Source organism: Rhodobacter sp. SGA-6-6 (assembly GCF_011043545.1).
Classification (GTDB): Bacteria; Pseudomonadota; Alphaproteobacteria; order Rhodobacterales; family Rhodobacteraceae; genus Pseudogemmobacter.
This window is the reverse complement of record NZ_JAAKGP010000002.1, coordinates 232905-258285: the sequence shown is the minus strand read 5'-3', so window position 1 is coordinate 258285 and position 25381 is coordinate 232905. Positions and strand designations below refer to the sequence as shown.

At 68.1% G+C, this 25381-nt stretch carries 21 protein-coding genes; 14 read left to right on the top strand and 7 right to left on the bottom strand.

Annotated features, from left to right (window positions below; all coding sequences use genetic code 11):
* The first annotated feature begins 231 nt into the window (after positions 1–231).
* Together G5B31_RS04510 and G5B31_RS04505 are read left to right on the top strand one after the other, a co-directional pair.
* Complete coding sequence (locus G5B31_RS04510) at positions 232–2217, top strand: acetate--CoA ligase family protein (protein ID WP_165014210.1); 1986 nt, start codon at positions 232–234, stop codon at positions 2215–2217.
* A 3-nt stretch (positions 2218–2220) separates the two neighbouring features.
* Complete coding sequence (locus tag G5B31_RS04505; protein ID WP_240904285.1) at positions 2221–3021, top strand: carnitinyl-CoA dehydratase; 801 nt, start codon at positions 2221–2223, stop codon at positions 3019–3021.
* Here the strand turns inward: G5B31_RS04505 and G5B31_RS04500 are convergent.
* Positions 2946–4040 carry a sulfotransferase gene (locus G5B31_RS04500; protein WP_165014209.1) on the bottom strand — a complete coding sequence of 365 codons (1095 nt, stop codon included), beginning with the start codon at positions 4038–4040 and terminating at the stop codon, positions 2946–2948. The two genes, G5B31_RS04505 and G5B31_RS04500, sit on opposite strands and share 76 nt — an antisense overlap.
* A gap of 207 nt (positions 4041–4247) precedes the next feature.
* On the opposite strand from G5B31_RS04500, the gene G5B31_RS04495 reads away from it, so the two are divergent.
* A complete protein-coding gene (locus G5B31_RS04495; RefSeq protein WP_165014208.1) occupies positions 4248–5861 on the top strand; it encodes a GMC family oxidoreductase in 1614 nt (537 codons plus the stop codon).
* 266 nt (positions 5862–6127) lie between these two features.
* Here G5B31_RS04495 and betC read toward each other — a convergent pair whose 3' ends face one another.
* On the bottom strand, positions 6128–7645 hold the full coding sequence (gene betC, locus G5B31_RS04490; protein WP_165014207.1) for a choline-sulfatase: 1518 nt from the start codon (positions 7643–7645) through the stop codon (positions 6128–6130).
* Positions 7646–7923: 278 nt separating this feature from the next.
* Between betC and G5B31_RS04485 the strand changes: the two genes are divergently transcribed.
* From G5B31_RS04485 to G5B31_RS04465, 5 genes are all read left to right on the top strand, one after another.
* Positions 7924–9516, top strand: coding sequence for an ABC transporter substrate-binding protein (locus G5B31_RS04485; RefSeq protein WP_165014206.1), 1593 nt, complete (start codon positions 7924–7926; stop codon positions 9514–9516).
* 10 nt (positions 9517–9526) lie between these two features.
* Positions 9527–10483 (top strand): ABC transporter permease, encoded by a 957-nt coding sequence (locus G5B31_RS04480; RefSeq protein ID WP_165014205.1) that lies wholly within the window; start codon positions 9527–9529, stop codon positions 10481–10483.
* Complete coding sequence (locus G5B31_RS04475) at positions 10480–11295, top strand: ABC transporter permease (RefSeq protein WP_165014204.1); 816 nt, start codon at positions 10480–10482, stop codon at positions 11293–11295. Before G5B31_RS04480 ends, G5B31_RS04475 begins: the two co-directional genes overlap by 4 nt.
* Complete coding sequence (locus tag G5B31_RS04470) at positions 11288–12925, top strand: ABC transporter ATP-binding protein (protein ID WP_165014203.1); 1638 nt, start codon at positions 11288–11290, stop codon at positions 12923–12925. Before G5B31_RS04475 ends, G5B31_RS04470 begins: the two co-directional genes overlap by 8 nt.
* A gap of 108 nt (positions 12926–13033) precedes the next feature.
* Positions 13034–13861, top strand: a complete 828-nt coding sequence (locus G5B31_RS04465) for an alkaline phosphatase family protein (protein ID WP_165014201.1) — start codon at positions 13034–13036, stop codon at positions 13859–13861.
* Positions 13862–13921: 60 nt separating this feature from the next.
* On the opposite strand, the gene G5B31_RS04460 is transcribed toward G5B31_RS04465, so the two are convergent.
* Positions 13922–14665 (bottom strand): class II aldolase and adducin N-terminal domain-containing protein, encoded by a 744-nt coding sequence (locus G5B31_RS04460; RefSeq protein ID WP_165014199.1) that lies wholly within the window; start codon positions 14663–14665, stop codon positions 13922–13924.
* 168 nt (positions 14666–14833) lie between these two features.
* Between G5B31_RS04460 and G5B31_RS04455 the strand changes: the two genes are divergently transcribed.
* Entirely contained in the window at positions 14834–15265 is a 432-nt protein-coding gene (locus G5B31_RS04455) for a hypothetical protein (protein ID WP_165014198.1), read from the top strand.
* A gap of 66 nt (positions 15266–15331) precedes the next feature.
* Here the strand turns inward: G5B31_RS04455 and G5B31_RS04450 are convergent, their stop codons facing one another.
* Together G5B31_RS04450 and G5B31_RS04445 are read right to left on the bottom strand one after the other, a co-directional pair.
* Positions 15332–15538, bottom strand: coding sequence for a cold-shock protein (locus G5B31_RS04450; RefSeq protein WP_165014196.1), 207 nt, complete (start codon positions 15536–15538; stop codon positions 15332–15334).
* A gap of 147 nt (positions 15539–15685) precedes the next feature.
* Positions 15686–15865 carry a hypothetical protein gene (locus tag G5B31_RS04445; protein ID WP_165014194.1) on the bottom strand — a complete coding sequence of 60 codons (180 nt, stop codon included), beginning with the start codon at positions 15863–15865 and terminating at the stop codon, positions 15686–15688.
* A gap of 389 nt (positions 15866–16254) precedes the next feature.
* Here G5B31_RS04445 and G5B31_RS04440 point away from each other — a divergent pair, with 389 nt between their 5' ends.
* Positions 16255–16650: a transposase gene (locus tag G5B31_RS04440; protein ID WP_240904283.1), complete on the top strand. Its 396-nt coding sequence runs from the start codon at positions 16255–16257 to the stop codon at positions 16648–16650.
* A 49-nt stretch (positions 16651–16699) separates the two neighbouring features.
* On the opposite strand, the gene ettA is transcribed toward G5B31_RS04440, so the two are convergent.
* Entirely contained in the window at positions 16700–18355 is a 1656-nt protein-coding gene (gene ettA, locus G5B31_RS04435; RefSeq protein ID WP_165014192.1) for an energy-dependent translational throttle protein EttA, read from the bottom strand.
* A gap of 73 nt (positions 18356–18428) precedes the next feature.
* Here ettA and G5B31_RS04430 point away from each other — a divergent pair, with 73 nt between their 5' ends.
* Together G5B31_RS04430 and dacB are read left to right on the top strand one after the other, a co-directional pair.
* Positions 18429–19028, top strand: a complete 600-nt coding sequence (locus tag G5B31_RS04430; RefSeq protein ID WP_165014190.1) for a nicotinate-nucleotide adenylyltransferase — start codon at positions 18429–18431, stop codon at positions 19026–19028.
* Positions 19029–19138: 110 nt separating this feature from the next.
* Positions 19139–20575 carry a D-alanyl-D-alanine carboxypeptidase/D-alanyl-D-alanine-endopeptidase gene (gene dacB / locus G5B31_RS04425; protein WP_165014812.1) on the top strand — a complete coding sequence of 479 codons (1437 nt, stop codon included), beginning with the start codon at positions 19139–19141 and terminating at the stop codon, positions 20573–20575.
* Positions 20576–20593: 18 nt separating this feature from the next.
* Here the strand turns inward: dacB and G5B31_RS04420 are convergent, their stop codons facing one another.
* Entirely contained in the window at positions 20594–21013 is a 420-nt protein-coding gene (locus G5B31_RS04420) for a tellurite resistance TerB family protein (RefSeq protein ID WP_165014188.1), read from the bottom strand.
* Between the two features lie 109 nt (positions 21014–21122).
* Here G5B31_RS04420 and G5B31_RS04415 point away from each other — a divergent pair, with 109 nt between their 5' ends.
* A complete protein-coding gene (locus G5B31_RS04415) occupies positions 21123–22706 on the top strand; it encodes a lysine--tRNA ligase (RefSeq protein ID WP_165014186.1) in 1584 nt (527 codons plus the stop codon).
* 336 nt (positions 22707–23042) lie between these two features.
* Positions 23043–25334, top strand: a complete 2292-nt coding sequence (locus tag G5B31_RS04410) for a right-handed parallel beta-helix repeat-containing protein (protein ID WP_165014184.1) — start codon at positions 23043–23045, stop codon at positions 25332–25334.
* Positions 25335–25381 lie beyond the last annotated feature (47 nt).

The following is a 25381-nucleotide window of genomic DNA, read 5'->3' as shown; positions in this document are numbered from 1 at the left end:
GCCCCCCGGACCCCCCGGGATATTTAGAGACAGATGAAAGGATTTGTTAACCTTGGTCTGCAAAGCTGATTCCACGGTACAGGCGGGGACGCCGATGACCGTGACGGGTGAAACCCTGCCTCGGTCCGCCGGGGCAGGGCGCCTTTCTTCCCCTTTCATCTGTCCCCAAATATCCTCGGGGGTCCGGGGGCAGACGGCCCCCGGCGCTTTCCGCCGGGCCGGAGGCTGCAGATGACGCGCCTCGACCGTCTGCTCCGCCCGCGCCACATCGCTGTTCTGGGCGCCAGCTGGGCGCTGAACGTCATCGAGCAATGCGGCAAGATGGGCTTTGCCGGGCCGGTCTGGCCGGTGCATCCGACCAAGGCCGAGATCGGGGGCCTCAAGGCTTACCCCAGTCTCGCCGACCTGCCGGAGCCGCCGGATGCCACCTTCATCGGCGTCAACCGCCATGCCACGCTGGAGGTGGTCGAGGACCTGCGCCGGATCGGCGGCGGCGGGGCGATCTGCTTCGCCTCCGGCTGGACCGAGGCCGGCGAGGCCGGGTTGCAGGAGCAACTGGTCGCGGCGGCGGGGGAGATGCCGATCCTCGGGCCCAACTGCTATGGCGTGATCAACTATCTCGACGGCGCGCTCTTGTGGCCCGACCAGCACGGCGGCGTCCGGGTCGACCGGGGCGTGGCGCTGGTCAGCCAATCCTCGAACATCGTCATCAACCTCGGGATGCAGGCGCGGGGGCTGCCGGTGGCCTATGTCGCCTGTCTCGGCAATGCCGCTGTCGTCGGCCTGGCCGAGCTGACCGGGGCGCTGCTGGACGATCCGCGGGTCACGGCGGTGGGGCTTTACATCGAGGGGATCGACGATGCCCCGGCCTTCGCCGCGCTGGCCGAGAAGGCCCGCGCCATGGGCAAGGGGGTGGTGGCGATCAAGTCGGGCAAGACCGAGCTTTCCCGCACGGCCGCCGCCTCGCACACCGCTTCGCTGGCGGGGGGCGGGGCGGCCTCCAGCGCCTTCCTGCGGCAGATCGGGGTGGCGGAGGTGAACACGCCCTCGGAACTGATCGAGACGCTGAAGATCTTCCACCTGCACGGCCCGCAGATCGGCCGCCGCATCTGCTCGCTGTCCTGTTCGGGCGGCGAGGCCGGGCTGGTCGCCGATCTGGCGGCGCCGTTCGGGATCGACTTCCCGGCCGTGCCGCAGGCGACGCACGACCGGCTGTTCGCGGTGCTGGGGGAAATCCCCACCATCTCCAACCCATTGGATTACCACACCTTCATCTGGGGCGACGGGCCGAAGACCACCGAGGTCTTCACCGCGATGCTGGAGGCCTACGACGCCGGCATCTACATCATCGACACGCCGCGGACCGACCGCTGTTCCGACGACTGGTATCGGCCGGCGCTGAACGCCATCGTCGCGGCGCAGAAGGCCACGGGCAGGATCGCCTTCCCGGTCGCCTCGATGGCCGAGAACTTCGGTGAAGGGCGGGTGGCGGAGATGCGCGAGCAGGGGGTCTGCGCACTCCTGGGGCTGGAGACCGCGCTGGCGGCGATCCGGGCGGCGCAGACCCCGGCCGGGCTGCCGGGCTGGCGGCCGGCGCAGGCGCTGCCGCCGCGCGAGGCCGCGATGCTGAGCGAGGCCGAGGGCAAGGCGTTGCTGGCGGCGGCGGGGGTGGCGGTGCCGCGGTCGGTGACGGGGGCGACGTTGCAGACGCTGGACGTGGCGGGGTTGACCCCGCCCTATGTCCTCAAGGGCCTCGGCTTCGCGCACAAGACCGAGGCGGGGGCGGTGCGGCTTGGGCTGGCCTCGCTGGAAGGCCAGCAGGAGATGCCCGGCGCTGCCGGCTATCTGGTGGAGGAGATGGTGACCGGCGCGGTGGCCGAGGTCCTGCTGGGCCTGCGCCGCGATCCGGTCTATGGCGTCACCCTGACCCTCGGCATGGGCGGCGTCACCGCCGAGGTGCTGGCCGATACCGTGACACTGGTGCTGCCCGCGACGGCGGAGCAGGTGCTGGAGGCGATGCGGCACCTGCGGCTCTGGCCGCTCCTGGACGGCTACCGCGGCCGGCCGAAGGCCGACATGGCCGCCGTCGCCGGGATCGCCGTCCGGCTGGGCGCGCTGATGCTGGCCGACGGCACGCTTGAGGAAATCGAAATCAACCCCGTCCTCGTCCGGCCCGAAGGGGCCGTGGCGGTGGATGCGCTGATCAGGAAGGTCTGAGACATGCCCATGGAAATGCGAACCGAAGGTCCGGTGAAGACGCGGCGCGAGGGCGCCATCCTCGAAGTCACCCTCGACAGGCCCAAGGCCAATGCCATCGACCTGAAGACCAGCCGGGTGATGGGAGTGGTGTTCCGCGACTTCCGCGACGACGACTCGCTGCGGGTCTGCATCGTCCGCTCCGAAGGCGAGAAGTTCTTCTGCCCCGGCTGGGACCTGAAGGCCGCGGCCGATGGCGATGCGGTCGACGGCGACTACGGCGTCGGCGGCTTCGGTGGGTTGCAGGAACTGCCCAACCTGAACAAGCCGGTGATCATGGCGGTGCAGGGCATCTGCTGCGGCGGCGGGCTGGAACTGGCGCTGTCGGGCGACATCATCCTGTGTTCCACCACCGCCACCTTCGCCCTGCCGGAAATCCGTTCGGGCACCGTGGCCGATGCGGCCAGCATCAAGCTGCCGAAGCGCATTCCCTATCACGTGGCGATGGACCTGCTGCTGACGGGCCGCTGGTTCGACGCCGAGGAGGCCTTCCGCTGGGGCCTGATCAAGGAAATCTGCCAGCCGGATCAGCTGCTTGCCAAGGCCTGGGATCTGGCGCGGCTGCTGGAATCGGGGCCCCCGCTGGTCTATGCCGCGATCAAGGAGGTGGTGCGCGAGGCCGAGAACATGCGCTTCCAGGACGCGCTGAACCGGGTGACCAAGCGGCAGATGCCGACGGTGGACCGGCTCTATTCCTCCGAGGACCAGCTGGAAGGTGCCCGCGCCTTCGCCGAGAAGCGCGACCCGGTCTGGAAGGGCAGGTGATCGCGCTGCAAGGCGGCCAGCGCCCGGGTGCCCGGTGCGCAGGCCGCCTCCAGCCGCTGCCGCTCGGCCTCCGGCAGGGCGGCGGCGCGTGACGGGCGCGGCTGCGGCAGGCGGGCGGCCTTGGCCACCCAGCCCTCCGGCGCGCTGCCGGTCAGGAAGCGGCCCAGCCGGGCGATCTGCGCCTCCGGTTCCCGCACCAGCGCCTCGTAGCTGAGATACATCCGCCGCCCCTCGGGCAGGTGGAGGAACTCCTCCACCCCCTGCCGGATCATCCGCGCCCAGAAGCCGCCGGCCATCGCCACGTCGGGCTGGCGGTCCAGCAGCGGCTGCTGCGGCACCAGCGACCCCAGCCGTTCCAGCCAGGGCCAGAACCGGGCACGGCCGTAGTGGCGGTCGGGGTGCAGCAGGTCCAGCCCCAGGCGGCGCAGCCGGTGCTCCATGTGGATCGCGTAGCGGGTGGCGGGATAGTCGCGCATCGACAGCGCGGTGTCCGGTCCGTCCCGCGTCAAGAGCACGAAGCGCGCCCGCGGGAACAGCCGCGCCAGCGTCCGGGTGGCGGTCATCGATCCGCCCGAGCGTTCCACCCAGGAGGTCCGCCCCATCCGGCGGGCCAGCGCGGCGAAGGCGTCGTGGTAATGTGCGGCCGAGCTTTGCTCCGGCTGGCGCAGCACCTGCTCGCCCAGCCAGTCGAACAGGTCGTCCGGCCGGTCGGTCAGGTGCGGCAGGGCGACCGCCAGCAGCGGCGGGCAGCGCCAGGGGTCGTGACGGGGGTTCTCGACCCGGCCGTAGAGGAATTCCTTCGGTGCCTCGTCCGGGTTGCCGATCAGCATCCCGGTCGGGTTCGGCTCCGCCAGCCCGCGCCAGAACCGCGCCGCATTCATCTTCCCGGGCAGCAGCGCATGCGAGGCGGCGGTGCTGAACACCTCGGACAGGCTGAGGATGTCGGGATGCTGGTTCAGGATGTCCGAGACCAGCGTCGAGCCGCAGCGCGCCGTCCCCAGGATGAAGGCCCCGTCCATTGCAAGCTCCTGTCCGTTCCCGCCGGACAAGGCTGCATCGTATTCGCCCCATTGCGTCAAGCCGGGTATTCCTTCCCTGTTTGCGACATCCGCTGTCGCCCTTGGTCGAGGCTGCCGCCCCGGGCCGGATTACCACGGGTCCGGCCTCCCCTCTCCCCAACTCGGCCAGCCGGGGGGAGTTCCCGGGAAGGGCCGCCGGAGAGCCGCATGGAAGAAACCGATTACATCATCGTCGGCGCCGGGTCGGCCGGCTGCGCGCTGGCCTACCGGCTGAGCGAGAACGGCAGGCACCGGGTGACGGTGCTGGAGGCGGGCGGTTCGGATCGGCGGTTCTTCGTGCAGATGCCGCTGGGATACGGCAAGCTGTTCTACAACCCGGCGGTGAACTGGATGTATAGCGCCGAGCCGGACCCCGGGCTGAACGGCCAGCGCGACCATATCCCGCGCGGGCGCATCCTCGGCGGGTCGTCCTCGATCAACGCCATGGTCTGGATCCGCGGCCACCGCGCCGATTACGACGAATGGGGCGCGGAAAACCCGGGCTGGGGCTGGGACGAAGTGCTGGCCGCCTACCGGCAGATCGAGGACAACGAGGCCGGCGGCAACGACTGGCGCGGCAAGGGCGGGCCGCTTTACATCAGCCGCAACCGCAAGGGGCTGCACTGGCTGGTCGAGGATTACATCACCGCCTGCGGCGAGGCGGGGCTGCCCTACAATGACGATTTCAACGGCGAAAGCCAGGAAGGCGCCGGGACCTACCAGATGACGATCCGCGGCCGCCGCCGCAACTCCGCCGCCCGGGCTTTCCTGCGGCCGGCGATGCGGCGGAAGACCCTGAGCGTGGTCACCGGCGCGCAGGTGACGCGGGTGCTGCTGGAGGGCAACCGGGCGGTGGGGGTGGAATACCTGCGCGACGGCCGGCGGCACCTGCTGCGGGCGCGGGCGGAAGTGATCCTGTCGGGCGGCGCGATCAACACCCCGCAACTGCTGCAACTGTCCGGCATCGGGCCGGGCGGGCTGCTGCAGGAGATGGGCATCCCGGTGGCGGTGGAGAACGCCAATGTCGGCGCGCATCTGACCGACCATCACGGCATCAACTACACCTGGAAGATGAAGGTGCCGACCTACAACAACATCCTGCGGCCCTGGTTCGGCAAGGCGCTGATGGGGATGTGGTATCTGGCCCTCGGCGGCGGACCGCTGGCGAAGTCGATCAACCACGGCGGCGGCTTCTTCCGCACCAGGCCCGATCTCGACCGGCCGAACATGCAGCTCTACATGCAGGCGTTTTCGACCCTGCTGCCGAGGGCGGGGGAGCGGCCGCTCTTGACGCCTGATCCCTTCCCCGGCCTGTCGCTGGGGCTGTCGAACTGCCGCCCGACTTCGCGCGGGCATGTCCGCATCGCCTCACCCGACCCGCTGGCGCATCCGGAGATCGTGGCGAACGCCTATTCGACGGCGGAGGATGTGGAGGAGATGCTGCTGGCGGTGAAGTTCCTGCGCCGGATCGCGGCGCAGCCCAGCTTCGCCCGCTGGGTGGAAGAGGAACTCCGCCCCGGCCCGCAGGTGCAGAGCGACGAGGCGCTGATCGACGACTTCCGCCAGCGCTCGGGGACCGTCTACCATCCCTCCTGCACCGCAAGGATGGGGCCGGACCCGGCGGCCTCGGTGATCGACGCGCGGCTCAGGGTGCATGGGGTGGAGGGGCTGCGGGTGGCCGATGCCTCCAGCTTCCCCAACCTGATCGCCGGCAACACCAACGCGCCCTCGATCTTGGTCGGCTGGAAGGCGGGGGAGATCCTCCTGAAAGACGCCCGCTGAGGGAGCCGCCTCGGGGGGCATCGAGCCCCCGCTCGGCGGCACTGCCGCGGGACGGTTCTGCAAGGGTGTGCCGGTTGAAGCCGCGGATGCCTCCGGCGGGGATATTTATTGTCCAGAAAGAGGAGAGGGCCTTTGTCCTCTTTCTGGACTTAAATATCCTCAGGGGGGTTGGGGGCAGAATGCCCCCATCAGTCCGACAGCAGCCCCAAGCGACTCCATCAGCCGCAACGAAAAGGAATGCGGCGGCAGCCGCGCCTCTGGATGCCTCACTCCCCGCGCGGGAAGCGTTTCGACTCTTCCAGCAGGTTCAGGTCCATATGGTTGCGCATGTAGCGCTCCGAGGCGGCGCGCAGCGGCTGGTAGTCCCAGGGGTAGTAGCTGCCGTTGCGCAAGGCCTCGTAGACCACCCAGCGGCGGGCCTGGCTTTGCCGCACCTCGGCGTCATAGGCCGCAAGGTCCCAGCGGGCATCGGCCAGCGCGCGGAAATGCGCCAGAACCTCGGCGGCGCGTGGGTCGGCGGCGAGGTTCGTCTCCTCCTCCGGGTCGTTGGCCAGGTCGAACAGCTGCTCGGGGTCGGCCAGGCAGCGGGTGTATTTCCACGCCCCCTGCCGCAGCGCCACCAGCGGCGTGATCGAGCCTTCGGCGGCATATTCCATCGCCACCGGCGTCGTCCGCATGCCGCCCTTCGCCAGCGGCAGCAGCGACTCGCCGTCGGTCCAGGGCATCACCTCCGTCATCGACACCCCGGCCAGGTCGCAGAGCGTGGGCGTCAGGTCGATGGTGGAGACCGGGTCCTCGACCAGCCGCGGCTCCAGCCCCCCCATCGACTCTGGCGCTGCGATCATCAGCGGCACCCGGGCGGAGCCCTCGAAGAAGTTCATCTTGAACCACAGGCCGCGCCGGCCCAGCATCTCGCCATGGTCGGAGACGAAGACCACGATCGCCTCCTGCCGGGTCGCCTCCAGCGCGGCGAGGATCTCGCCGATCTTGTCGTCGACATAGGAGATATTGGCGAAATAGCCCTGGCGCGAGCGGCGGATGTGGTCGGGCTGCACGTCCAGCCCGCGCCAGTCGCAGGCCTCCAGCAGGCGCTGCGAATGCGGGTCCTGCTGCTCGAAGGACAGCGCCTCGGGCGGCTCCAGCTCGGGGGCGCCTTCGTAGAGGTCCCAGTATTTGCGCCGGGCGACGAAGGGGTCGTGCGGGTGGGTGAAACTGGCGCAGAGGCACCAGGGCCGGGGATCGGCCCCGCGCGACAGGTCGTAGATCTTCTGCACCGACTGGAAGGCCACGTCGTCGTCGTATTCCAGCTGGTTGGTGATCTCGGCCACCCCCGCCCCGGTGACCGAGCCCATGTTGTGATACCACCAGTCGATCCGCTCGCCCGGTTTCCTGTAGTCCGGGGTCCAGCCGAAATCCGCGGGGTAGATGTCGGTCGTCAGCCGCTGCTCGAAGCCGTGCAGCTGGTCGGGGCCGACGAAATGCATCTTGCCCGAGAGGCAGGTCTGATAGCCCGCCCGGCGCAGGTGGTGGGCGAAGGTCGGGATGTCCGAGGTGAACTCGGCCGCGTTGTCGTAGACCCGGGTCCGCCGCGGCAGCTGGCCGGACATGAAGCTGGCCCGCCCCGGCGCACAGAGCGGCGAGCCGGTGTAGCTGTTGGCGAAGCGGACCGAGCGTGCCGCCAGTTTCCGCAGGTTCGGCACCTTCAGGAACTCCGCCGGGCCATCGGGGAACAGGGTTCCGGTCAGCTGGTCCACCATCAGGATCAGGATGTTCGGGCGGGTCATCGGGGGCTCCGGTCTTGGCGCTGCGGGGCGCAGGTTAGCCGCGCCCGGGAGGCCCGATAGCACGGAACGGACGCAACGATGCAAGGAAACGAAGTGCCGGGCGAAAGGGCCGCACCGCTTTTCGGACGGGCCCGGAGGGGAAGCGGGGTTTCACGGCAGGAAATGTAACCGGGGAGCGCGAAAAGGTTTGCCCCGCGGCGGGCTTCGCGGTTTATTGATTCCCGAGTCAACAAAAGAATCCCCCGGAAAACGCCGGGACTGCAACAGGGAGAACGGACATGTCTGACGCAAGCCAGCGGCTGGACCACATGATCGAGGACGTGCGGCGCGGACGCATGACGCGGCGTGAATTCGTCGGCCGCACCACGGCGCTGGGCGTCTCGGCAGCGCTTGCGGGCGCGCTTTACACCAAGGCCGCCCACGCCGAGCCGAAGAAGGGCGGGGTCATCCGCGCCGGTCTCGCCGGCGGCGAAAGCACCAACACGCTGGACCCGGCGCTGGCCGCCTCGGTCGTGCCGCAGGTCGGCAACGCGCAATGGGGCGAGCAGCTGGTCGACATGATGCCCGACGGCTCGGTCGAGATGCGGATCGCCGAGGAAGTGTCCTCCTCGCCCGATTCCAAGGTCTGGACCTTCAAGATCCGCCAGGGCGTGGAATTCTCCAACGGCCAGACGGTGACGGCCGAGGACGTGATGGCGACCTACAAACGCCACACCGACGAGAATGCGCAATCCGGCGCGCTGGGGATCGTCAAGGGCATCGCCGAGATGAAGGCCGAGGGCGACAAGCTGGAGCTGACGCTGGAAGCGCCTTCCGCCGACCTTCCCTACCTGCTGACCGACTACCACCTGATCATCCAGCCCGGCGGCGGCTACGACAACCCGACCGCGGGGATCGGCGCCGGCCCCTATATCCTGGAAACCTTCGAGCCGGGCGTCCGCTACGCCTACAAGAAGAACCCCAACTACTTCGACCCCAACACCGGCCATGCCGACGAGGTCGAGATCCTGTCGATCAACGACAACACCGCCCGGACGGCCGCGCTGCAGGCGGGGCAGGTCCACATGATCAACCGGGTGGACCCGAAGATCGTGGAACTGCTGAAGGGCGCGCCCGGGGTGCAGGTGCGCCGCGCGGTGGGCCGCGGGCATTATGTCTTCATCATGCATGTGGACAAGGCGCCCTTCGACAACAACGACCTGCGGATGGCGCTGAAATACGGCATCAAGCGGCAGGAGATGGTGGACAAGATCCTCGGCGGGCTCGGCTCGGTCGGCAACGACTTCCCGATCAACGCGGCCTATCCGCTGTTCGACGACAGCATCGAGCAGCGCGAATACGACGCGGCCAAGGCCAAGGAATATTACGACAAGTCCGGCCACGACGGCAGCCCGATCATCATGCGCACGGCGCCCGGCGCCTTCCCCGGTGCGGTGGATGCGGCCAACCTCTTCGCGGCCTCGGCGCAGGCCGCCGGCATCCCGCTGCAGGTGCAGCTGGAACCGGACGACGGCTACTGGACCAACGTCTGGAACGTCGAGCCGTTCTGCGCCAGCTACTGGGGCGGCCGGCCGGTGCAGGACCAGATGTATTCCACCGCCTATCTGTCCACGGCGGAATGGAACGACACCAAGTTCAAGAACGCCAAGTTCGACGAGCTGCTGATGGCGGCGCGGGCCGAGCTGGACCAGGACAAGCGCAAGGGCATGTATTCCGAGATGGCCCATATCGTCCGCGACGAGGGCGGCCTGATCCTGCCGATGTTCAACGAATTCGTCGCCGGTGTCAGCGACGCGCTCGGCGGCTGGGTGGACGATCCCAACGCCGAGATGATGAACTACCGCGCGCCGTCGAAGTGCTGGCTGGCCTGAGGCCCCGCCGGTGCATCCGATCCTGAAACTGCTGGTCCAGCGCATCGCGCTGGGCCTCCTTCTGCTCTTCGCCGTTTCGGCGGTGATTTTCCTGGGGGTCGAGGCGCTGCCGGGCAACACCGCGCAGGCGATCCTCGGCCAGTCGGCCACGCCGCAGGCTGTGGCCAACCTGGAGGCGAAGCTGGGGCTGGATCAGCCGCCGCTCACCCGCTATTTCTCCTGGCTCGGCGGCATCCTGACCGGCGACCTGGGCAAGGCGCTGACCAACGGCGCCGACATCGCGCAATCCATCGGCCAGCGGCTGGGCAACACGCTGTTCCTTGCCGGCTGCGCCGCCGCCATCGCGGTGCCGCTGGCGATCATCCTGGGTCTGGTCGCGGCGCGCTATGCCGGGAAATGGCCGGACAAGGTGATCTCGGGCATCACGCTGTCGACGATCAGCCTGCCGGAATTCGTCGCCGCCTATTTCGTCATCTACCTGCTGACGCAGCTGTTCCCCATCTTCCAGCCGGTCGCCATGGTCTTCCCCGGCATGGGCTTCTGGGCCAAGCTGCACGCCGTGGCGCTGCCGGTGATCGTGCTGGTGCTGGTGGTGCTGGCGCATATGATGCGGATGACCCGCGCGGCGATCCTGAACGTCATGCAGTCGGCCTATGTCGAGACGGCCGAGCTGAAGGGCCTGTCGCCGATGACGATCATCTGGCGCCATGCCTTCCCCAATGCCATCGCGCCCGTCGTCGCCGTGGTGATGCTGAACCTGGCCTATCTGGTGGTGGGCGTGGTCGTGGTCGAGGTGGTCTTCGGCTACAACGCCCTTGGACAGTATCTGGTCGACCATGTGACCAAGCGCGACCTGCCGGTGGTGCAGGCGGTGGGGCTGATCTTCGCCGCGGTCTACATCTTCCTAAATATGGCGGCCGACATCATCGGCATCCTGGCCAACCCGCGGCTGAGGCACCCGAAATGAGGATACCCTTCTCTGCCCTCGTCGGGATGGTGCTGACCGGCGGCTTCCTGTTCATCGCGGTCTTCGCCCATTTCATCGCCCCCTATCCGATCGACGCCCCGGTCGGCGGGGTCTGGGAAAGCCCCTCGGCCAGCTTCTGGCTGGGCACCGACACCATCGGCCGCGACATCCTTTCGCGGCTGATCTACGGCGCGCAGATCACCATCTTCGTGGCGCTGGCCTCCTCGGTGCTGGCCTTCTCGCTGGGGTCCTTCCTCGGCTTCCTGGCCGCGGTGAAGGGCGGGTGGGTGGACCAGCTCTTGTCGCGCGCTGTCGACCTGGTGATGGCGATCCCGGCGCTGATCGTGGCGCTGGTGCTGCTGTCGGTGCTGCCCTTGAACCTGACCGTGCTGATCCTGGTGATGGGGGTGCTGGATTCCACCCGCGTCTTCCGGCTGTCGCGCGCCGTCGCCGCCGATATCGCGGTGATGGATTATGTTGAGGCGGCGAAGCTGCGCGGCGAGAAGGGCAACTGGGTGATCTTCCGCGAGATCCTGCCCAATGCCCTGTCGCCGCTGGTGGCCGAGTTCGGCCTGCGCTTCATCTTCGCGGTGCTGTTCATCTCCACGCTTTCCTTCCTCGGCCTCGGGGTGCAGCCGCCGCTGGCGGACTGGGGCGGCATGGTGAAGGAGAACAAGGACGGGCTGATCTACGGCAAGTCGGCGGCGCTGCTGCCTGCCGGGGCCATCGCCGCGCTGGCGATCAGCGTCAACCTGGTCGCGGACTGGATCCTGACCCGCACCTCCAGCCTGAAAGGGGGCCGCGGTGGCTGACGACCTGCTTCTCGACATCAAGGGCCTTGTCATCGAGGCCACCGCCTATCCGCCCGGCGAGCCGCCGAAGGAGGTGACGCTGGTCCATGGCGTCGACCTGCAGTTGCAGCGCGGCCGGGTGCTGGGGCTGATCGGCGAATCCGGCGCCGGCAAGTCCACCATCGGCCTGTCCGCCATGGCCTATGGCCGCGGCGGGGTGCGGCTGACCGGCGGCACGATCCGGCTGAACGGGCGGGAAATCCGCACCGCGGGCCCGCAGGCGCTGCGCGCCCTGCGCGGCAAGGAAGTGACCTATGTCTCGCAATCCGCCGCCGCCTCGTTCAACCCGGCCAAGCGGCTGATGGAGCAGGTGATCGAGACCTCGCTGTCCCATGGCATCATGGGCAAGGCCGAGGCCGAGGCGCGGGCGCGCGCTCTGTTCCGCAAGCTGGGCCTGCCCAACCCGGACACTTTCGGCGAGCGCTATCCGCACCAGGTTTCCGGCGGGCAGTTGCAGCGGGCGATGACGGCGATGGCTTTGTGCCCGAAGCCCGATCTGGTGATCTTCGACGAGCCGACCACCGCGCTGGACGTGACCACGCAGATCGACGTGCTGGCCGCGATCAAGGAGGCGATCCGCGACACGCAGGTCGCTGCGCTCTACATCACCCACGACCTGGCGGTGGTGGCGCAGGTGGCCGACGACATCATGGTGCTGCGCCACGGCCGGATGGTGGAACTGGGCACCACCGACCAGATCATCAACGCCCCGCGCGAGGATTATACCCGGGCGCTGGTCTCGGTCCGGTCGCTGGAACATGCCGAGAAGACCCCGGCGCCGCCGGTGCTGCAGGTCGCCAATGTCACCGCCCGCTACCGCGGCACCAATTTCGACGTGCTGAAGAACGTCAGCATCGACCTGCCGGCCGGCCAGACCCTGGCAGTGGTGGGCGAATCGGGATCGGGCAAGTCGACGCTGGCACGGGCGATCACCGGCCTTCTGCCGCCGACCTCGGGGCGGATCACCTTTGCCGGGCGGGTGCTGTCGAACGACGTGAAGGGCCGCAGCAAGGACGACCTGCGCGAGATCCAGATGATCTATCAGATGGCCGACACCGCGATGAACCCGCGGCAGACCGTCGGCACCATCATCGGCCGGCCGCTGGAGTTCTACTTCGGCCTGAAGGGGGCCGAGCGCGACCGGCGGGTGCAGGAGCTGCTGGACCAGATCGAGATGGGCAAGGGCTTCGCGCAGCGCTATCCGGCGGAGCTGTCGGGCGGGCAGAAGCAGCGGGTCTGTATCGCCCGGGCGCTGGCGGCGAAGCCGAAGCTGATCATCTGCGACGAGGTGACCTCGGCGCTGGACCCGCTGGTGGCGGACGGCATCCTGAAGCTGCTGCTGAACCTGCAGGCCGAAAGCCATGTGGCCTATCTGTTCATCACCCACGACCTGGCGACCGTGCGGGCGATTTCCGACAAGATTGCGGTGATGTTCAAGGGCGCGGTGGTGCGCTACGGCCAGAAGAGTGACGTGCTGGCGCCGCCCTATGACGATTACACCGACCTGCTCTTGTCCTCGGTCCCCGAGATGGAACTGGGCTGGCTGGAGCGGGTGATCGAGCATCGCAGGATGGCCAGTGCGGGCAACTGATCCGGTGGCCCGCGCCGATTTCTGCGCAGAAATCGGGCCGAAATCCGCGCGGATTTCGGGGCGGAGTTTGCGCAAACTCCGCGGTGTTGGGGGGAGCGGTCCCGGGACATGAAGCTGCTGCTGATCATCCTCGACGGCGTGCCGTGGCGGAACTGGCGGCGCCTTTTCGGCAACCTCGAAGGCTGGGTCGAGCAGGGCGAGGCGCGGGTGCGGCGGATGCGCTCGGTCCTGCCCTCGACCTCGGCCAGCTGCTATGCCTCGATCCACACCGGCCTGCCGCCGCAGGTCCACGGCATCTGGGACAATGCCGACATCCGGCGGCTGGAGTTTCCCGATGTCTTTTCCGAACTGACGCGCGCCGGGAAGAAGACCGGGGCGGTCACCCATTCCTACTGGTCGGAATTCTTCAATCGCGCGCCCTTCGACGTGGTGCGCGACATCGAATACGACGAGCCGGAGGGGCCGATCACCCATGGCCGGTTCCACACCATGAAGGGCTATGGCCACGCCAACCAGATGACGCCCGCCGACCACGACCTGTTCGGCACCCTGACCCGGCTGGCCGAGGTGAAGGGCATCGACTACGGCATCCTCCACACCTGCACGCTGGACAGCATGGGCCACCGTTTCCACCACGACTGCGAAGAGATGGACCACGCCTGCTTCGTGATGGATGGCCAGCTTGCGCCCTTCATCCACCGCTGGCGCAGGGCGGGATACGAGGTGATCGTCACCGCCGACCACGGCCAGGACGCCCGCGGCCACCACGGCGGCACCGGCGAGGACCAGCGCGACTTCGCCTTCTACTACTTCGGCGCGGCGCAACTGCCGCCGCCGGACGTTGTGCTGGACCAGCTGGCGCTGGCGCCCTCGATCCTGGCGCGGATGGGTGTTGCGGTGCCGCCGACGATGAAGGCGACGCCGTTTTTCACCTGAACCTCGTCGGGGACTTCGTCTCCTCCTCGGGCGAGGAGGGACGAAGTCCCCGACGAGCGGTCAGGACGCGTAGTCCGGCGCCTCGGCGTCCAGCACTGCCTTGATCTCGCGCAGGTGGTTCTCGGCGTAGCCGGGGTAATCCTCCCATTCCCGCGCGGTCTTCTCGGCCACCTCGTCCGACAGCACCCGCAAGGGCCTCCCGGTCTGCAGCGCGCGGATATAGGTCTCGGCCGCCCGCTCGAAGTAATAGAGCCGGTTGAAGGCCTCGGCCACGGTGCGGCCGATCACCAGCACGCCGTGGTTGCCCATGATCATGGTGCCGATCTTCGGGTCCTGCAGCATCTCGGCGCAGCGCGCGCCCTCGTCGCCGAAGGCCATGCCGCCGTAATGGTCGTCCACCACGTAGCGGCCGAAGAACATCGCGGTGTTCTGGTCGATCGGCGGCAGCCTCGAATCGGCCAGCGCGGCCAGCACCGTGGCGTGGATCGAATGCACATGCATCAGGCAGCGGGCGTGCGGGCAGGCGCGGTGGATCGACCCGTGCAGCCCCCAGGCGGTGGGGTCCGGCGCATCCGGCCGGTCCATCGTCGCGGGGTCGTTGGCGTCCAGCTCCAAGAGGCCCGAGGCGGTGATCCGGCTGAAATGCCGCCCGTTCGGGTTGATCAGGAAGCGCGTCCCCTCGGGGTTCACCGCCAGCGAGAAATGGTTCGACACCGCCTCGTGCATGTTCTCGCGCACGGTCCAGCGGAAGGCGGCGGCGAGGTCCACCCGCTCGGCCCAGTTGGTGAGGTTGGCGTGTTTCATCGGGACTCTCCTGCCGGTTTCCGCCGCCAGTCTGCGCGGAAACGCGGACCCGGGCAACAGCGTCGGAATTGTGGCGGCCTGTCCTTAAAATTCCCGGAAAAGCCCACAGTTTCAACTCAAGCGTCGGGCAGGATGGCGACATGCCGAAAAGGGGCGAAGGAGGCAGCCATGCAGGTCACCCATGATTTCGATACCGCCGCGGCCTTGCCGGTGGGCTGGGGCGTGCGGGTGCTTCTGCTGTCCGCGGCCGAGCGGACGCCGCTGCAGGACCGCATCGCCGGGCTCGGCGGCATCGTCGAGGTCGAGACCGAGGTCTATGCCGCCCTGGCCGCGATGATCGACGATCCGATGGGCTACGGGCTGTTCGTGATGGAATGCGACGGGCTTGGCGGGATCGAGGCCGGGAGCCGCGCGGCGAAGACGCTGGCGGCGGTGAAAAGCCGGGTGCCGGTGATCCTTGTCAGCGCCGAGCATACCGCCCAGGTCTTCCCGCAGGAACGCAACGCCCCGGTCTGCCTGAGGGCACCCTTGTCGGCGGTGTCGCTGCGGGTGGGATTCGAACATGCGCTGCGCGACCGGCTGATGTGGCGCGCGGCCTGAGGTTTCCGACATGCGAAAGGGCGGGCCGCTATGGCCCGCCCTTTGCTTTTTCCGTCGCGCCCGGCCTCAGGCCAGCGAGAGGTTGGTCGCCGATTCGCGGCCGTCACGGCCCGATTCGATGTCGAAGGTGACCGGCTGGCCGTCCTTCAGGCTGGTCAGGCCGGCGCGCTGCAGCGCGGTGATGTGGACGAACACGTCCTTCTTGCCGCCTTCCGGGGCGATGAAACCATAGCCTTTGGTTTCGTTGAACCATTTCACGGTGCCCTTGGCCATCGTGATGTCTCCTGTCGTGGTGCCGCCCGCGGGAGTGCGGCGGCCTGGCGCAGTCAGCTGTGGTCGAGGCTGTGCCGATGGTCGGAGACAGGTCGAGAGATAACGTCGCAATCTGCTTTATGGGGCTTTTTCACCCCAAAATCAAGATCACGCGCGGAGGGGGGCGGACTGGGGCAGCCGCGACCAGATCAGGCCAAGGATCGTGGCGGCGATGCCGACCGAGGTCCAGAGCAGCAGCGCGGTGAGGAGGGAGCCGCCGAGAAGCAAGGAGACCAGCGCCACCAGAAGGCCCAGAGTGCCTGCTGCGATGGTGAGGATGGCGGCCATTGCGGTCTCCTGTTCCGAGGCGGTCAGGAAAGCCCGGGAATGGGGCGGAAATGCGGCGCGCTCGCGGAAAGGTTGCAGGATGCGCGCGCCGCAAGGGGTGCCCGGGCCGCAAGGACTGCGGCCCGGGGTGTCAGAACACGTCGAAGAGGTAGAGAAGGATGATGATCGGGATCGGGATGCCGATCAGCCAGGCGAGTGCGCCTTTCATGGGATGCTCCTCCGATTGGGTTCGGAGGAATAACGCGGGGAGGGCGGGAGGGGTTCCGCGAAAGGGGCGGTTAACCCTTGTCGTGGCAGGCTGGAGGAATGCCGAACTACATCAGGCCGAAACGGACAGGGGCGCGGGTGTTCTTCACGGTCTGCCTGGCCGTCGGGGCGGCGACCTGCTTATGCGCGAGGTGGCGGCCCTGCGGCGGGCGGTGGCGGCGACAAGGGCGGAGCGGCCGTTCGGGATCGCGGCGTGGGTCGTGTTGCCGGATCATCTGCATTGCGTATGGGCAATGCCGGAAGGAGACGGCGACTTCTCGACGCGATGGGGCGCGATCAAGGCGCGGTTCACGCGGGAGGTGAAGGAGGCGGTGGGGTGGAACCCCACCCTACCGCGCTCGCCGAGCAAGATCGCCAAGGGGGATGCCGGGATATGGCAGAGGCGGTTCTGGGAACACCACATCCGCGACGAGGACGATTTCGCGGCGCATGTCTGGTATTGCCACATCAATCCGGTGAAGCACGGGTTCGTTGCTCGGCCGGAGGATTGGCCGTATTCGTCGGTGCATTGGCGGTAGGGTGGGGTTCCACCCCACCGATCCCGCAACGGTGGGGTGGAACCCCACCCTACCTCGAAAACTTCTTGTATTTCACCCGCTTCGGCTCGATCGAATCCGGGCCGAGACGGCGCACCTTGTCTTCCTCATAGGCCTCGAAGTTGCCCTCGAACCATTCGACATGGGCGTCGCCCTCGAAGGCCAGGATATGGGTGCAGAGGCGGTCGAGGAAGAAGCGGTCGTGGCTGATGATCACCGCGCAGCCGGCGAAATCCTCCAGCGCCGCCTCCAGCGCTTGCAGGGTTTCCACGTCCAGGTCGTTGGTGGGTTCGTCGAGCAGCAGGACGTTGCCGCCGCGGCGCAGCAGCTTGGCCATGTGCACCCGGTTGCGTTCGCCGCCGGACAGGAGACCCACCTTCTTCTGCTGGTCGCCGCCCTTGAAGTTGAACGCCCCGCAATAGGCGCGGGAGTTCATGGTGGCGTCGCCGAGTTCCAGCACCTCCAGCCCGTCGGAGATTTCCTCCCACACCGTCTTGTTGGCATCCAGCGCGTCGCGGGACTGGTCGACATAGGCCAGCTTCACCGTGTCGCCCAGGGTGATGGTGCCGGCGTCGGGTGTCTCCTGCCCGGTGATCATGCGGAACAGGGTGGACTTGCCAGCGCCGTTCGGGCCGATCACGCCGACGATGCCGCCGGGGGGCAGGCTGAAGGACAGGTCCTCGATCAGTTGCTTGTCGCCGAAATGCTTCGCCAGCCCCTCCACCTCGATCACCTTGCCGCCGAGGCGGGGGCCGTTGGGGATGATGATCTGGGCGGTGGTGATCTTCTCGCGCTCGGACTGGCTGGCCTTTTCCTCATAGGCCGCGATCCGGGCCTTGGACTTGGCCTGACGGGCCTTGGCGCCGGCGCGGATCCATTCCAGCTCGCGCTCCAGCGATTTCTGCGTCGCCCGGTCCTCGCGCGCTTCCTGCGCCAGCCGCTTGGCTTTCTGCTCCAGCCAGGCGGAATAGTTGCCCTCGTAGGGAATGCCGCGGCCGCGGTCCAACTCGAGAATCCAGCCGGTGATGTCGTCGAGGAAATAGCGGTCGTGGGTGACGATCAGGATCGTGCCCTTGTATTCGATCAGGTGCTTTTGCAGCCAGGCGATGGTCTCGGCATCCAGGTGGTTGGTCGGTTCGTCCAGCAGCAGCATGTCCGGCGCTTCCAGGAGCAGCTTGCACAGCGCGACCCGGCGGCGTTCGCCGCCCGAGAGGGTTTCCACGTCGGCATCGTCGGGCGGGCAGCGCAGGGCTTCCATCGCCACGTCCACCTGCGAATCCAGGTCCCAGAGGTTCTCGGCGTCGATCTGGTCCTGCAGGGCGGCCATCTCCTCGGCGGTCTCGTCCGAGTAGTTCATCGCCAGTTCGTTGTAGCGGTCGAGCTTGGCCTGCTTGGCCTTCACCCCCTCCATCACGTTGCCGCGCACGTTGAGTTGCGGGTCGAGCTGCGGCTCCTGCGGCAGGTAGCCGACGGTGGCGCCCTTGGCGTGCCAGGCTTCGCCGGTGAAATCCTTGTCGATCCCGGCCATGACACGCAGGAGCGTGGACTTGCCCGAGCCGTTGACGCCGACGACGCCGATCTTGACCCCGGGCAGGAAGTTCAGGCGGATGTTCTCGAACACCTTCTTGCCGCCCGGATAGGTCTTGGACACGCCGTCCATGTGGTAGACATACTGGTAGCTGGCCATGGCGGGACTCCCTTTTCCGGCGGACCGGGATCAGATAGCGGGATTGCGGGCGAAGGGCAACGAAGGGAAGGCGATGCGGGCGGGACTTCCGAAAGCGCGGCCGGGGATGGTGATCGGCCTTCTGGGCGGCTCCTTCGATCCGGCGCATGAGGGGCATGTGCATGTCACCCGCGAGGCGCTGAAGCGGATGGGGCTGGACCGGGTGTGGTGGCTGGTCAGCCCGGGCAATCCGCTGAAGGCGCGGCAGCCGGCGCCGATGGCGGCGCGGATCGCGCAGGCGGAGCGGATGCTGGGGGGCGACCCGCGGGTGGTGGTGACCGACATCGAGGCGCGGCTGGGGACGCGCTTCACCGCCGACACCATCCGGCGGCTGCGGCGGATGTATCCCGGCGTCAGCTTCGTCTGGCTGATGGGGGCGGACAACCTGGCGCAGTTCCACCGCTGGGACCGCTGGCGCGACATCATGGCGATGGTGCCGGTGGGGGTGCTGGCGCGGCCGGGCTCGGGCCTTGCGGCGCGGCTGTCGGTGGCGGCGCAGGTGTTCCGCGGCCACCGGGTCGGACGGGGCGAGAACCTCGGCAGCCGGAAGGGGCCGGCCTGGGTCTTCGTCAACGTGCCGATGAACGACGCCTCGTCTTCCGAGATCCGGGCGAAGGGCGGGTGGAAGGGCTGACCGCTCACCCCGGCGTGACTGGTGCAGGCGGCGGGGAATCCGCTAGAAGGGCTGCATTGATCCATGGGGGACTCGATTTGATCGACCGGCGGTATTTTCTGGCGGGGCTGATGGCGGGGCTGGCCTCGCCCGCGCTGGCCGAGGTGATGGAACGCTCGCCGCGGCCGGTGGCGCGGGGCAAGATCGCGGCCTCCTCCGGCTCGGCCGCGCCGGGGTTCGAGGCGCTGATCGCGGCGGCGAAGCTGGGCGGCACGGTGGGCTTCGTGGTGGCCGATGCGGCGACCGGCGCGGTGCTGGAGGCGCATGAGCCGCAGGCCAAGCTGCCCCCCGCCTCGGTCGCCAAGGCGATCACCGCGCTTTACGCGCTGGAGAAGCTGGGGCCGGGGCATCGCTTCGTCACCCGGGTGCTGGCGACCGGGCCGGTGAAGGGCGGGGTGGTGCAGGGCGATCTGGTGCTGGCGGGCGGCGGCGACCCGACCTTGCAGACCGACAACCTGGGCGACCTGGTGGCGCGGCTGGCCAAGGGCGGGCTGAAGGGCGCGACGGGGCGGTTCCTGGTCTGGGACGGCGCGCTGCCGCGGCTGAGGACGATCACCGACGACCAGCCGGTGCATGTCGGCTACGACCCGGCGCTGTCGGGGCTGAACCTGAACTTCAACCGGGTCTATTTCGAGTGGAAGAAGGCCGGCGGCGACTGGAAGGTCGGCCTGGACGCGCGGGGCGAACGCTTCGTGCCGGCGGTCTCCGGCATCACCGGGCGGGTGGTGAAGCGGGAGAGCCCGCTCTTCACCTACGACCAGTCGCCGGGGCGCGAGGACTGGACGGTGGCCTCGGCCGCGCTCGGCAAGGGCGGCAGCCGCTGGCTGCCGGTGCGCCAGCCGGCGGCTTACGTCGCCGAGGTGTTCCGGGTGCTGGCCCGCGCGCAGGGGATCGACCTGCCGAAGGGCGATGTGGTGGCGAGGATGCCCGGCGGCACCGAGATCGGCCGGGTAGAAAGCGAGCCGCTGACCGAAGTGCTGCGCGACATGCTGAAGTTCTCGACCAACATCACCGCGGAATGCTGCGGGCTGACCTCCAGCCATGCGGCGAAACTGGCGGCCTCGGGCCGGGCGATGACGGATTGGGCGGCGCAGCGGCTGGGGATGACGTCCAGCTTCGCCGACCATTCCGGCCTCGGGGCGGCGTCGCGGGTGACGGCGGCGGACATGGCGAAGGCGCTGGTGGCGGCGCATCGCGGCGGCCTGGGGCTGAAGCCGATCCTGCGCGACGTGGGCATGAAGGACGCCGAGGGCAAGGAGATCAAGGGCCATCCGGTGAAGGTGCTGGCGAAGTCGGGGACGCTGAACTTCGTCTCGGGCCTGGCCGGGCATATCGTGCCGCCGGGCGGCCGCGAGATGATCTTCGCCATCTTCACCGGCGACCCGGCGCGGCGCGATGCGGTGCCGGTGGCGCAGCGCGAGGGGCCGGAGGGGGTGTCCGGCTGGACCAAGCGGTCGCGGCGGCTGCAGGGGCAGCTGATCAACCGCTGGGCGGGGCTTTACGCCTGAGGGTGGCGTGTGCCCCTATCAAGGCTGCATATGCCTTACCCTTGCCCCCCATTCGATCGCGGCGGCGTGCAGGCGGTCGATGTGGAGTTCCTCGCGCACTTCCTCCAGCATCCGCAGTTCCACTTGGCTGTGGCGGCCGTCCGAGGTGACCACGTCGCAGGCCAGCGCATAGGCGGTCTCGTAAAGCCGCTCGGGCAACGCCTCGCGGATCAGGCCGAACAGGGCGTCGAGCCCGTCCTCTTCCTCGAACAGGTCGAAGATGGTCTGGCTGACCCGGCGGATGCGGTCGGTGTCGTAGGCGGCGAAGATCGGCATGTGGTTGACCATGCGCTGGATCGCCACCAGTTCCGCCGTCCGCATGTTCTGGTCCGAGGCCGAGCAGGCCACCATCACGGCGACAAGCGCATCCTGCGCGGACATCGGGGCGGTGTCGGACATGGGCCTCTCCTTTGCGGTTGGGCCGGAGATTATTGACCCCGGCGGCGGGCGGCAATAGAGGACGGGGCGTCCGCGGCGCGGTGTCCCGGGCGTTTCAGGAGTGGAAAGCATGACTTCCCTGCGCGATGCGGCGATGAATTCGAAGGCCTGGCCCTTTGAAGAGGCCCGCGCGGTGCTGAAACGCTTCGGCGGCAAGGACCCGAAGAAGGGCCATGCCCTGTTCGAGACCGGCTACGGCCCGTCGGGCCTGCCGCATATCGGCACCTTCGGCGAGGTGGCGCGGACGACGATGATCCGCCGGGCCTTCGAGATCATCTGCGACATCCCGACCCGGCTGATCTGCTTCTCGGACGACGTGGACGGGATGCGCAAGGTGCCCGAGAACGTGCCGCAGCAGGAGATGCTGAAGGCCAACCTTCAGCGGCCGCTGACCTCGGTCCCCGATCCGTTCGGGGAATACGAAAGCTTCGGCGCCCACAACAACGCCATGCTGCGGCGGTTCCTGGACACCTTCGGCTTCGAATACGAGTTCATCTCGGCGACCGATTTCTACAAGTCCGGCCGCTTCGACGACACGCTGAAGCTGGCGGCGGAGCGGTATGAGCAGATCATGGAGATCATGCTGGCCTCGCTGCGCGAGGAGCGGCAGCAGACCTATTCCTGCTTCCTGCCGATCCATCCCGAGACGGGGCGGGTGCTCTATGTGCCGATGAAGCATGTCGACAAGGCGAACCACACCATCACCTTCGACGACGAGGACGGGCGGGAATGGACGCTGCCGGTGACCGGCGGCCATGTGAAGCTGCAATGGAAGCCCGATTTCGGCGCCCGCTGGGCGGCGCTGGACGTGGACTTCGAGATGTATGGCAAGGACCATTCCACCAACACGCCGATCTACGACGGCATCTGCGAGGTGCTGGGGGGCCGCAAGCCGAACCACTTCACCTACGAGCTGTTCCTGGACGAGCACGGCCAGAAGATCTCCAAGTCCAAGGGCAACGGGCTGACCATCGACGAATGGCTGACCTATGCGGCCTCGGAAAGCCTGTCCTACTTCATGTATCAGAAGCCGAAGACGGCCAAGCGGCTGTGGTGGGACGTGATCCCGCGGGCGGTGGACGAATATCACCAGCAGCTGAAGGCCTTCCCGGACCAGACGGTGGAACAGCAGGTCAGCAACCCGGTGTTCCATATCCACGACGGCAAGCCGCCGGAGTCGAAGATGGTGGTCAGCTTCGGGATGCTGTTGAACCTGGCTTCGGTGGCCGGCGCCAAGGACGCCAAGGGACTGTGGGGCTTCATCCGCCGCTATGCGCCGGAGGCCTCGCCCGAGACGCATCCGGACCTGGACGCGGCGGCGGGCTATGCCGTGCGATACTTCGCCGACAAGATCGCGCCGACCCGGGTGTTCCGCCTGCCCTCCGACACCGAGCGGGCGGCGATGGAGGATCTGGTGGCGCGGCTGAAGGCCTGGGACGGGGGCCTCGACGACGAGGCCTTGCAGTCGATGGTCTTCGCGGTCGGCAAGGAACATGGCTTCGAGCCGCTGCGCGACTGGTTCAAGGCGCTTTACGAGGTTCTGCTGGGCGCCAGCGACGGTCCGCGCTTCGGCGGCTTCATCGCGCTTTACGGCGTCGAGGAGACCGTGGCGCTGATCGAGAAGGCGCTGGCGGGCGGGCTGGTCTCGGGCTGAGACTTCCGGGCGGCCGGTGGTGGCGGGGTGAACCCCGCCCTACGATACCGACGATTGTTCTGGGTAGGGCGGGGTTCACCCCGCCACTCTCCGGCTTCCGCATCCATGTCATCCGCGAAAGCGGGGACCCATCTCTGAAAGCGGCCTTCCGGGTCCCCGCTTCCGCAGGATGACAGTTGCGGAAGGACACTCCGTTGCGCCCCTCCGCCCTGTCCCGAACGCTCCCCACAGGCGCGGTTAACCCCCTGTTGATACCTCCCTTGCCCCAAGGCGCGGGGTGCGGTGTCTGTCCGTTTCCCGCCGCCCGTGATCCGGGAAGAGGCAAGGGATACCGACATGAACAAGGCGATTACCGAAGGGCTGGTTCTGATGCCGCCGGCTTTCGCGGCCGGGCTGAACCTGTGGTCCAGCAACAACGGCCGCCCGGGCGATGCGTCCTGGCAGGGCGCGGCCAATGCGGCGCTGGTGACCAACGACCAGGACTTCGGCGGCTGCCTGGAGATGCAGAAGACCAACGCGACCCAGAAGCTGCGCTGCTTCACCCAGACGCCGCTGCGCCCCGACATGTATCTGCGCATCTCGGCCCGGGTGAAGGCGGTGGCGGGCAACCTGCCCTCGGTCCGCATCGCCGCCTGGGTGGGGACGCTGGCCGAGACCAATGTCGGCGGCAGCATCGTGCAGGCCGGGCCCGCGGTGACGCTGACGCAATACGGCGAGGTGGTCACCGTCGAAGCCATCGTCGGGGCCGGCGCCCGCACCGGGGTGACCATGGCCTGGGGCGCCTCGGCCGCCTTCGCCCATGTCGGGCTGGACCTGACCGGGGCGAACGGCGGCACGGTCCGGATCGACGACCTGGTGGTGGAGGATGTCACCGGCGTCTTCCTGCGCGACATGATGGACATGGTGGACGTGCGCGACTACGGCGCCAAGGGGGACGGCACCACGAGCGACGTGGCGGCCTTCCTGGCGGCGGATGCGGCGGCGGCGGGGCGGACGATCCTGGTCTCCTCGGGCAGCTACCATCTGCCGGGGAACCTGACCATCAATTCGCCGATCCGCTTCCAGGGCACGGTGGTGCAGCCGGCCGGCAACCGGCTGGTGCTGACCCGCAACTTCGACCTGGAGACCTATTCCCGCGCCTTTGGCAGCGATCTGGAGGGGTTCCGGCGGGCCCTGCAGGCGCTGTTCTACTTCAGCGACCATGTGACCTTCGACATGTCGGGCCGGCGGGTCGATCTGGACGGGCCGATCGACGTGGCGGCGCTGTCGGGGCTGACCTCCTTCGCCAACCGACGGGTGCTGCGCAACGGATCGCTGAACGCCGTCACCTCCACCGCCTGGACCAGCGAGACCGTGACCTCGGTCGGCACCTATGCGATCACCAGCTCCACCCGGCTGAGCGGGGTGGCCAATGTGGCGAACATCCCCGTCGGCGCGCTGGTGCAGGGCACCGGGGTCGGCCGCGAGGTCTATGTGAAGTCGAAGAACGTCGGCGCCGGCACGATCGAGCTGTCGCAGCCGCTCTATGGCGCCGCGGGAACGCGGACCTATACCTTCACCCGCTTCAGATACCTGCTGGATTTCAGCGGCTTCTCGCTGCTGTCGCGGTTCGAGATCCAGGAGGTGGAGTTCAACAGCCTCGGCCTCTGCTCGGGCGTGCTGCTGCCGATGGCGGGGTCGGTGTTCCGCTTCGACAGCTGCACCTTCAACCGGCCGAAGGACCGCGGTGTCACCTCGGCCGGGACCGGCTGCCAGGGGATGTTCATCGACTACTGCCAGTTCCTGTCGAACGAACAGTCGCTGGACGCGCAGAACCGCAGCACTATCGCGGTGAACGTGCAGGCCAACGACGTGAAGTTCCGCAACAACCGCATCGTGCGCTTCAAGCATTTCGCGGTGATGAACGGCACCAGCCACATGATCTGCAACAACCACTTCTTCCAGGGCGACGACGCGCCGGCGGGGGTGCGGCTGGCGGGGCTGGTCTTCACCCAGACCAACGTGGCGACCGTGGTCTCGGGCAACTACATCGACAACTGCTTCATCGAATGGGGCAACGAGCACGACCCCGAGCCGGGCTTCAACAACGAGTTCTCCTTCGGCGGGCTGAACGTGGTGGGGAACATCTTCATCGCCTCGGACGTGAGCAGCGCCTTCCGCTGGCTGGTGGTGAAGCCCTATGGATCGGGTCATTTCCTGAACGGGTTCAGCCTGGTGAACAACACCTTCCGGGTGTTCAACGCCACGGTGGACCGGGTGGAGATGGTGGACACCTCCTTCGCCGGGCTGGATTTCACCCGTTCGCGCAACGTGCGGGTGGAGGGGAACACCTACAACCAGGTGGCGCAGACGATCCAGAACCCGATCGTGGTCAGCCACAGCCAGAACACCGCCGCCGATACCTGGGTGCTGGATGCCGGGGGCTACATCCCCTTCGGCGGGCGCATCCGCATGGTGGAAAGCGTGATGCCGGAAGGGGCGATCACCACCGCGGCCAATGCGGCGCGCTACGTCTTCCCGAATGCGCTGCCGGGGCAGGGGGCGGGGGGCGTGCAGGCCCATCTGCGCTGGGGCGAGGCGGTGAAGGGCAAGGTCGCCGCGGTGATCCGGATGGACATGCCGGCCTGAGCCGGCGGCGGGCGAGGCGTTCAAGGGGCGGTCCTGCGGGGCCGCCC